The organism is Frankia sp. CgMI4 (genome assembly GCF_001756285.1).
In the GTDB taxonomy this organism is placed as follows: Bacteria; Actinomycetota; Actinomycetes; order Frankiales; family Frankiaceae; genus Frankia; species Frankia casuarinae.
In genome coordinates, this window is record NZ_MAQZ01000134.1 from 1 (window position 1) to 6,671 (window position 6,671).

At 70.9% G+C, this 6,671-nt stretch carries 5 protein-coding genes and 1 pseudogene; 3 read left to right on the forward strand and 3 right to left on the reverse strand.

All coding sequences use genetic code 11. The annotated features are described in order from the left end of the window. The 3 genes and pseudogenes from Manayef4_RS22130 to Manayef4_RS22140 all read right to left on the reverse strand — a co-directional run. Positions 1-498: pseudogene (locus Manayef4_RS22130) on the reverse strand (nucleotide disphospho-sugar-binding domain-containing protein); the annotation flags it as partial. Between the two features lie 115 nt (positions 499-613). After that, positions 614-1,561 carry an aromatase/cyclase gene (locus Manayef4_RS22135; protein ID WP_070133287.1) on the reverse strand — a complete coding sequence of 316 codons (948 nt, stop codon included), beginning with the start codon at positions 1,559-1,561 and terminating at the stop codon, positions 614-616. Between the two features lie 84 nt (positions 1,562-1,645). Next, positions 1,646-2,737, reverse strand: a complete 1,092-nt coding sequence (locus Manayef4_RS22140; protein WP_139140193.1) for a hypothetical protein — start codon at positions 2,735-2,737, stop codon at positions 1,646-1,648. Positions 2,738-3,365: 628 nt separating this feature from the next. On the opposite strand from Manayef4_RS22140, the gene Manayef4_RS22145 reads away from it, so the two are divergent. From Manayef4_RS22145 to Manayef4_RS22155, 3 genes are all read left to right on the forward strand, one after another. After that, a complete protein-coding gene (locus tag Manayef4_RS22145; protein ID WP_070133291.1) occupies positions 3,366-4,316 on the forward strand; it encodes a zinc-binding dehydrogenase in 951 nt (316 codons plus the stop codon). After that, positions 4,313-5,764, forward strand: coding sequence for a DHA2 family efflux MFS transporter permease subunit (locus Manayef4_RS22150; protein WP_070133293.1), 1,452 nt, complete (start codon positions 4,313-4,315; stop codon positions 5,762-5,764). Before Manayef4_RS22145 ends, Manayef4_RS22150 begins: the two co-directional genes overlap by 4 nt. A 128-nt stretch (positions 5,765-5,892) precedes the next feature. Next, a complete protein-coding gene (locus tag Manayef4_RS22155) occupies positions 5,893-6,468 on the forward strand; it encodes an NAD(P)H-dependent oxidoreductase (RefSeq protein ID WP_035734637.1) in 576 nt (191 codons plus the stop codon). Positions 6,469-6,671 lie beyond the last annotated feature (203 nt).

The window sequence follows — 6,671 nt, forward strand, 5'->3', positions numbered from 1 at the left end:
GTGCCCGACCTCGACCTGTGCCGCGGCGAACCGTTCGACCAGCTCGCGCAGCCAGCGCAGCTCGCGGGTGGCGTCCGCGACAGTGCCCGGGGTGATGCACACCCGCGGTCCCGCCGCCGGGCGCCGCAACCACTCCGGAGCCAGTCCCCCACCGTTGTACGGCAGGTACCGGATGCGGATACCCAGCCGGCTGCCGACCAGCGGCGCGGCCAGCGCGAGCGGATCATGCACCAAAAGGTCGGGCTCCCAGTCCCTGCAGAGATCGACGACCCCGTCGGCCATCCCTGCCGCGACCGCCGCGAACCAGGTGGTCGCCTGGACGAGGCGGGGACCAGGCCGCGCACTCGGGTCGGATGGCGGCGCGGCAGGCTGGATCAGGCCGGGAGGCGGACTGGGACCGACCGGCGAGACCGACAGGCCGCACGCCRCGAAGTCGGGAGCGACCGCGACCCGCACCTCATGGCCGGCGAGCTGTATCGCCCATGCGGTGGGCACCATCGGAAGAAGATGCCTGGAAAGCGGGCATGACACGAAAAGGATACGCACGTCGTCCCCTCTGATTCGCGCGCTGACGCGGTGTCAGCCCGCGCACTCGTCGTCCGGCGACGTCCGTTTATCCGGCGGCGTCCGCCACGTGTTGCCCAGCCTGGTCCAGGATCAGCCGGACCTTTGAGCCGAGCTCGGTGCGGATGAACGAACGGGCCTGCTCCAGGCTGGTGCTCGCGCCGAGGAGCTCCGCGATCCCAGGGCCGTTGATCACCACGGTCTGGATCGAGCGGACCACAGTGTGATCGCCGCCGTCCTCGATGTCCCACCGCACGTGATGGCTGCTGGCCAGTGGCGGCAGTCGTAGCTGCTTGTAGACGATCCCGCGGGGTGGTCGGCCCACCCGCGCGGTCCGTGTCGTCAGCACACCACCCCGGCGCTCCGCGGTGTCGATCTCCACGAGCTGGACGTCCGGCTCGTCCTGCTGGACGTCCACCCGCGTCACGTGGGGCAGCCGGTCGGGCCACCGGTCGACCGCATACAGGAAGTCGTAGACACGATCGGCCGGCCCGTCAACACGCACGTCGTCGTGCAGCGTAAGCAGGAAGTCGGGTRCACTCACCGCCCGCTCCGCGGCGGCCCGCACCGCGGCCGTCTCCGCCTCGGCCACCACGTCGACCTGCCGGACCACCGCACCGATGTCCGCCGATACGCCCGCCGTCACGCGCAGCTCATGCGCCAGCCTGAGCAGGCATTCCCCGTCGGAAACCGGGACGACGGTCCAGGCACGCTCCATCGACTCCAGCGGCGGCGGTGGCTGCTCCACGCGGAACCAGATCCGTAGATCCTCCTGCTGACACCGACGGAACGCGACCCAGCGCTCGACCCGGGTGCCGGATGTGGTCCACATCCCCACCCGTTCAAGTTCGCCGTCCGTTCCCAGCCTCTCGGCGTGAACAAACGGGGCGAAGATGCTCGGCCAGTGCTCGAGCCCGGCCAGCAGCCGGTAGACGAAACCGGCTGGAGCGCCCACCCGAATCTCGTGTTCCCTGCGCAGGAATGGGGCCAGCGTCATCGGAGACGATCCCTTCGGTGGAGACGGTGCGGAGCGAGCGGACAGCGGCGGCCCGGACAGGGCGGACTGGGCAGACCGGCAGGGTCAGGCCAGCCAGAGTGTTGCGTGAGCCGATCCGTCGGCCGCGGTGGAGGACCCCGCGACCGCGCCTCGGTCGTTCACGCCGTACGCCTCCGCCGGCCCGGCGGTGGCGGTCGGCAGCCGGGTGACCTGGCCGCTCGGACTCCACGCCACCGCGCTGCGGGTGCCGTCGCTCGCGCTTAAGAAGCCGATGACGATCCCCCGCTCGTTGACGCCATAGGCACCGGCACCGGTGTCGCCGGGCAGCGGCGGCAGCTCGGTGATCCCACCGGCGTGGTCCCAGCGGACCGCGTGCGACCTCGCACCCGTGGTGGCGAGACCGAYGATGATGCCGGTGTCGCTGACGGCGCTCGCCTCACTGGAGTCGCTGCCCGGCAGGTCGGCGAGTCTGGAGACGGTTCCGTCAGGGTTCCACCGGACGGCCCGCGCAACGCCGGCTGCAGTCTTCGAATAGCCGACGATCACACCCCTGTTGTTGATCCATCCCGCGGAGCTGGCGGTATCCCCCGGTAGCTGGGGCAGGGCCACGGGCGTGCTGGCCGAGGTCCACCGCAGCGCGTGGTACAACCGGTCCGGCCCACTCCAGAAGCCGATGACCGTGCCCTGGTTGTTGACCGCATAGGCCCGGCTCAGAATGCTCCCGGCAGGCGTCGTCAGCGCGGTGATCTGGCCAGCCGCGTCCCATTCCACCGGATGGGTGGGGCCACCGGGAATCAGGGAGGCGCCAACCGTYACGGTGCCAGCGTCGTTGATGGTGAAGGCGACGCTCGCCTCGTCCCCGGGCAGGGTGCCGAGGTCGGTCGGTACACCCAGGCTGTTCCACCGGACGGCGTGGTTGCGGCCGCTGGCACTCGCCGAGTAGCCGACGACGACCGCGCTGTTGTTCACGTCGTAGGCGCCGCTGCTGCTGCCGCCGGGCAGGGTACCGAGGTCGATCACCGACCCGCCGGTGCCGGCCGACGAGGGTCCGGCGCTGACCAGCGGGAGGGCCAGCGCCACCACCGCAGCACCGATCGCGCGAAAACCGCGGACGCGGCGGGTTCGCCGTCGCCGCGTCGTCCCGGCAACTCGGGGTGACGTGCTTGTTCCGGTCATGCGCTTCCTTTCACAAGGGAATGACAACGGCGCCTGCCGACGTGGTGCGCAGCGGCGCGCGGAACGGTTCGCGCCTGCCCGCACAGCATTCGCGCGTGGCGGTCCTTCGTCGGCGGTGGCGGAGCGGGGCGCCGGAAGCCTCGGGCCTGCTTTGCGTGAGCCGTTGCCGGACGGTGTGCGTCAGGTTTCCCCGGCCGGCGGGAGTTCTTCGGCGGCCGGGTGATGATCCTCCAGGGATCGTCGCGGTCTCCTTGTCTCGGCGGGGCGCCGGACTCCGCGTGCGGGACCTGGACCGCAACGCGCCGTGCCTCGCGGAAAAGATCTCAGATCGCTCTCGAGCGTCACCAGCGCCGCGCTCCGGAGTCGACCGAGGCCCGTTCGCGGCCTGGTCGAGATGCGCTGGAGATCCACTCGGCACCTGCTGGAGGTCCCGTCGAGGCAGCTGGGGTGAGTCGGTCCGGTCCTGGTGTCCGGCACCGGGCGCCCCGGGGGCGAGGCTGTCGGCAGCGCCGTCCCGTGGCCCTCGCGGCGCGACGACCCGGCACCCAGCAGCTTGCGGAGTGATTCACTCCGTTATAAGATCTCCAAATCGGAGTGAATCGCTCCGATTGACGAAGAGGGCGGGATTGTGCGCGCTGTGGTGATGGACCGGTTCGGCGGCCCGGAAGTACTCACGGTCCGCGACGTCGCGGATCCGGTTCCAGGACGCGGCCAGGTGCTGGTAGCGGTCGAGTACGCCGGCATCACCTTCGTCGAGACGCAGGTCAGGGCTGGCCGTGGCCCTGCGCTGCGAAACCCTCCGCCGCTGCCCCGGGTCCCGGGTAACGGCGTCGGCGGACAGGTCGTCGCCGTCGGAGCGGACGTCGACCCGGCCCTCGCCGGAGTGGTGGTCGTCACGACGACGGGAGGCACCGGCGGCTACGCCGAGCTCGCCGTCGCGGATGCGGACGACCTGATCCCGGTGCCCTCCACCGTCCCGGTGCGGGACGCGGTGGCGCTGCTGGCGGACGGCCGCACCGCGGTCCTCCTGCATGGCCAGGCGGAGGTGAAGCCCGCCGAGTCGGTGCTGGTCGAGGCAGCCGGCGGCGGCCTCGGCAGTCTGCTGGTCCARCTCTCGGCGGCCGCCGGCGCCACGGTGATCGGTGCCGCGCGCGGCACCGCCAAACGTGAGCTGGTGATGTCCCTGGGCGCGGCGGCCTACGTCGACTACTCCCGGCCGGGCTGGACGTTGGAGGTCGTCGAGGCCACCCGCGAGACGGGTGTCGACCTGGTCTACGACGGTGTCGGGGGTGACATCGGCGCCCACGCCCTGACCACCCTGCGGGCCGGCGGACGGATCAGCATCCACGGAATGGCCAGTGGCAGCTGGACCGAGCCGCCCGCCGGCGTGACGGTGATCAGCGGTGATACGCCGACACCGGAGCAGATGCGTGCGCTCGCCGCGGAGGCGCTCGCGCAGGCGGCGGCCGGCAGGCTACGCCCGATCATCGGTCAGACCTACCCGCTGGGCGAGGCGGCCGCAGCCCACCAGGCGATCGAGGACCGGGAGACGGCCGGCAAGACCCTGCTGGTCCCATGACCCGGCCCGAGGCCCACTCCGGCTCCGCGGATGGACCGAACCCGTCGAACGATCTGGAGCAGGCCGGTCCGAGTCTCGTGCCGCTGGCCACGACCCTGATCGTCGGGGCGTTCGCGGCCCTGCTCGACACCACTGTCGTGGCGGTCGCGATCGACACGCTGGGGCGCGACCTGCAAGCGGACATCACGGTGATCCAGTGGGTCACGACGTCCYACCTGCTGGCGATGGCTGCCGTCATCCCGGTGGTCGGCTGGCTGGTCGACCGGTTCGGCGCCCGCGCGATCTGGTCGGGTGCCCTCGGGCTGTTCCTGGCCGGATCGGTGCTGTCAGGCCTGGCCTGGTCCGCTGGCGCGCTAATCGCCTTCCGGGTGCTRCAGGGCCTGGGTGGCGGCATGATCCTTCCGCTGACCCAGCTGGTACTCGCCCGGGCCGCCGGCCCGCAGCGCTTCGGGCGGGTCATGGGCGTCGTCGGCCTGGTCGGCCAACTGGCGCCGATCTCCGGCCCGGTGCTGGGCGGCCTGCTGATCGACACCTGGGGCTGGCGGTGGATCTTCTTCGTCAACGTGCCGATCGTCGTGGTCTCGCTGCTCATGACAACACGGTGGTTCCCCCGCGAAGACCCGCGCACGGAGCGTTCCCTGGACGTGGTGGGCCTGGTCCTGCTGCCCACCGGCATCGTGGCGATGATCTACGCGCTGTCGAACGTCGAGTCCGGAAGCACGGTGGTGTCYGCACAGGTGCTCGTCGCCGCGCTGGTCGGCGTCGCGCTGCTGGCCGCCTTCGTCCTGCGGCCGACGACACCAGGCCGGCCGTCGCTCATCGATCTACGCCTGTTCGGCGACCGTTCCTTCCGCGGCGGCTCGGTGATGCTGTTCGTCTTCGGCGTGACGAGCTGGGGCCCGATGTTCGTGCTCCCCCTCTACTACCAGCAACTGCGGGGGCTGTCCGCACTTGACGCCGGGTTCGCCCTCGCACCGCAGAGCGTCGGCCTGGGGCTTGCGTACCTCGCAACCGGCCGGTACGCCGACCGGCTCGCGCCACGCCCGCTCGTGGCAGGGGGTCTGGTGGTCGCGAGCGCGGGCACTCTGCCGTTCGTCTTCGCCACCGCCGACAGCAACCTGACCCTGCTTGGCATCTCGCTGTTTGTCCGCGGGATCGGGTTCGGGGCCGCGAGCCTGCCTGCCAGCGCCGCCGTGTACCGGACGCTACGAACGGCTGACATTCCGGGCGCGACCAGCGCGAGCAACGTCATCCAGCGCGTCGGCGCGGCGACCGGCACGGCCGTGATGGCTCTCATTCTCCAGGCGGACGGGTTCACCCCTGCACTCACCTGGATGTTCGTCCTCACCTCGGGCGCGCTCGCCGGGACCGTGTTTCTGCCAGGGCAGAAGCCGGCACCGGCGCCGCGGGACACGGTGYCCACGACGACGGCCACCGGCGCCCAGTAGGTGCGAGCAGGGCATCGGCGGCCCTCGCGGTGTCGCCGGTACTGACGATGTCCGCTGGCCGAGGGAAGTCAGCGGGTCACGGGGCGTCGGAGCGTCTCGTCAAAATCGAGAGAGGGGTCGACACACTCATGATCAACGTTGCGATCGTGATCGGCAGCACGCGCCCGGGGCGGCGCGGCGAGGCCGTCGCGCGCTGGGTTCACGACATCGCGGTCAAGCGGGCAGACGCCCGTTTCGGGCTACTCGACCTCAGGGATTTCAACCTGCCGCATCTCGACGAGGAGATGCCGCCGGCGATGGGCCAGTACCAGCATCCGCACACGAAGGCGTGGGCCGAGGCAGTGGCGGCGTTCGACGCGTACGTGTTCGTCACCCCGGAGTACAACCATTCGACGTCGGGGGCGCTGAAGAACGCCATCGACTTCCTGTACGCCGAATGGCACAACAAGGCAGCGGGGTTCGTGAGCTACGGTGCGGCCGGCGGGACCCGCGCGGTCGAGCACCTGCGCCTCGTGCTGGGTGAGCTCCAGGTCGCCGATGTCCGCGACCAGGTCGCCCTGTCCCTGTCGACAGATTTTGAGGGCTTCGTCGCGCTCAGGCCTGCGGCGCACCAGGAGGCAACGGTCACCGCGATGCTGGACCAGGTCATCGCCTGGGGCGGGGCGCTACGGCGACTACGGCTGGAGGCTGCACCGCAGCAGTAGGCGTGCACAGATACCACGCGGCCCAGGTAAGGCGGGCCGCTGGCCTGGGTCGAGCGCCAGCTCGGCCGGTGACCGCGTTGATCATCGGCCGAGCGAGGTGTCCCCCTCGGCACTGTTGCATCGGCGAAGTCCGCCATCGCGGCCACCGATCAGTCATGATCGAGTCATGCGTCGACGTCGTGTCCGTCCGCTGGCTCCGCCAT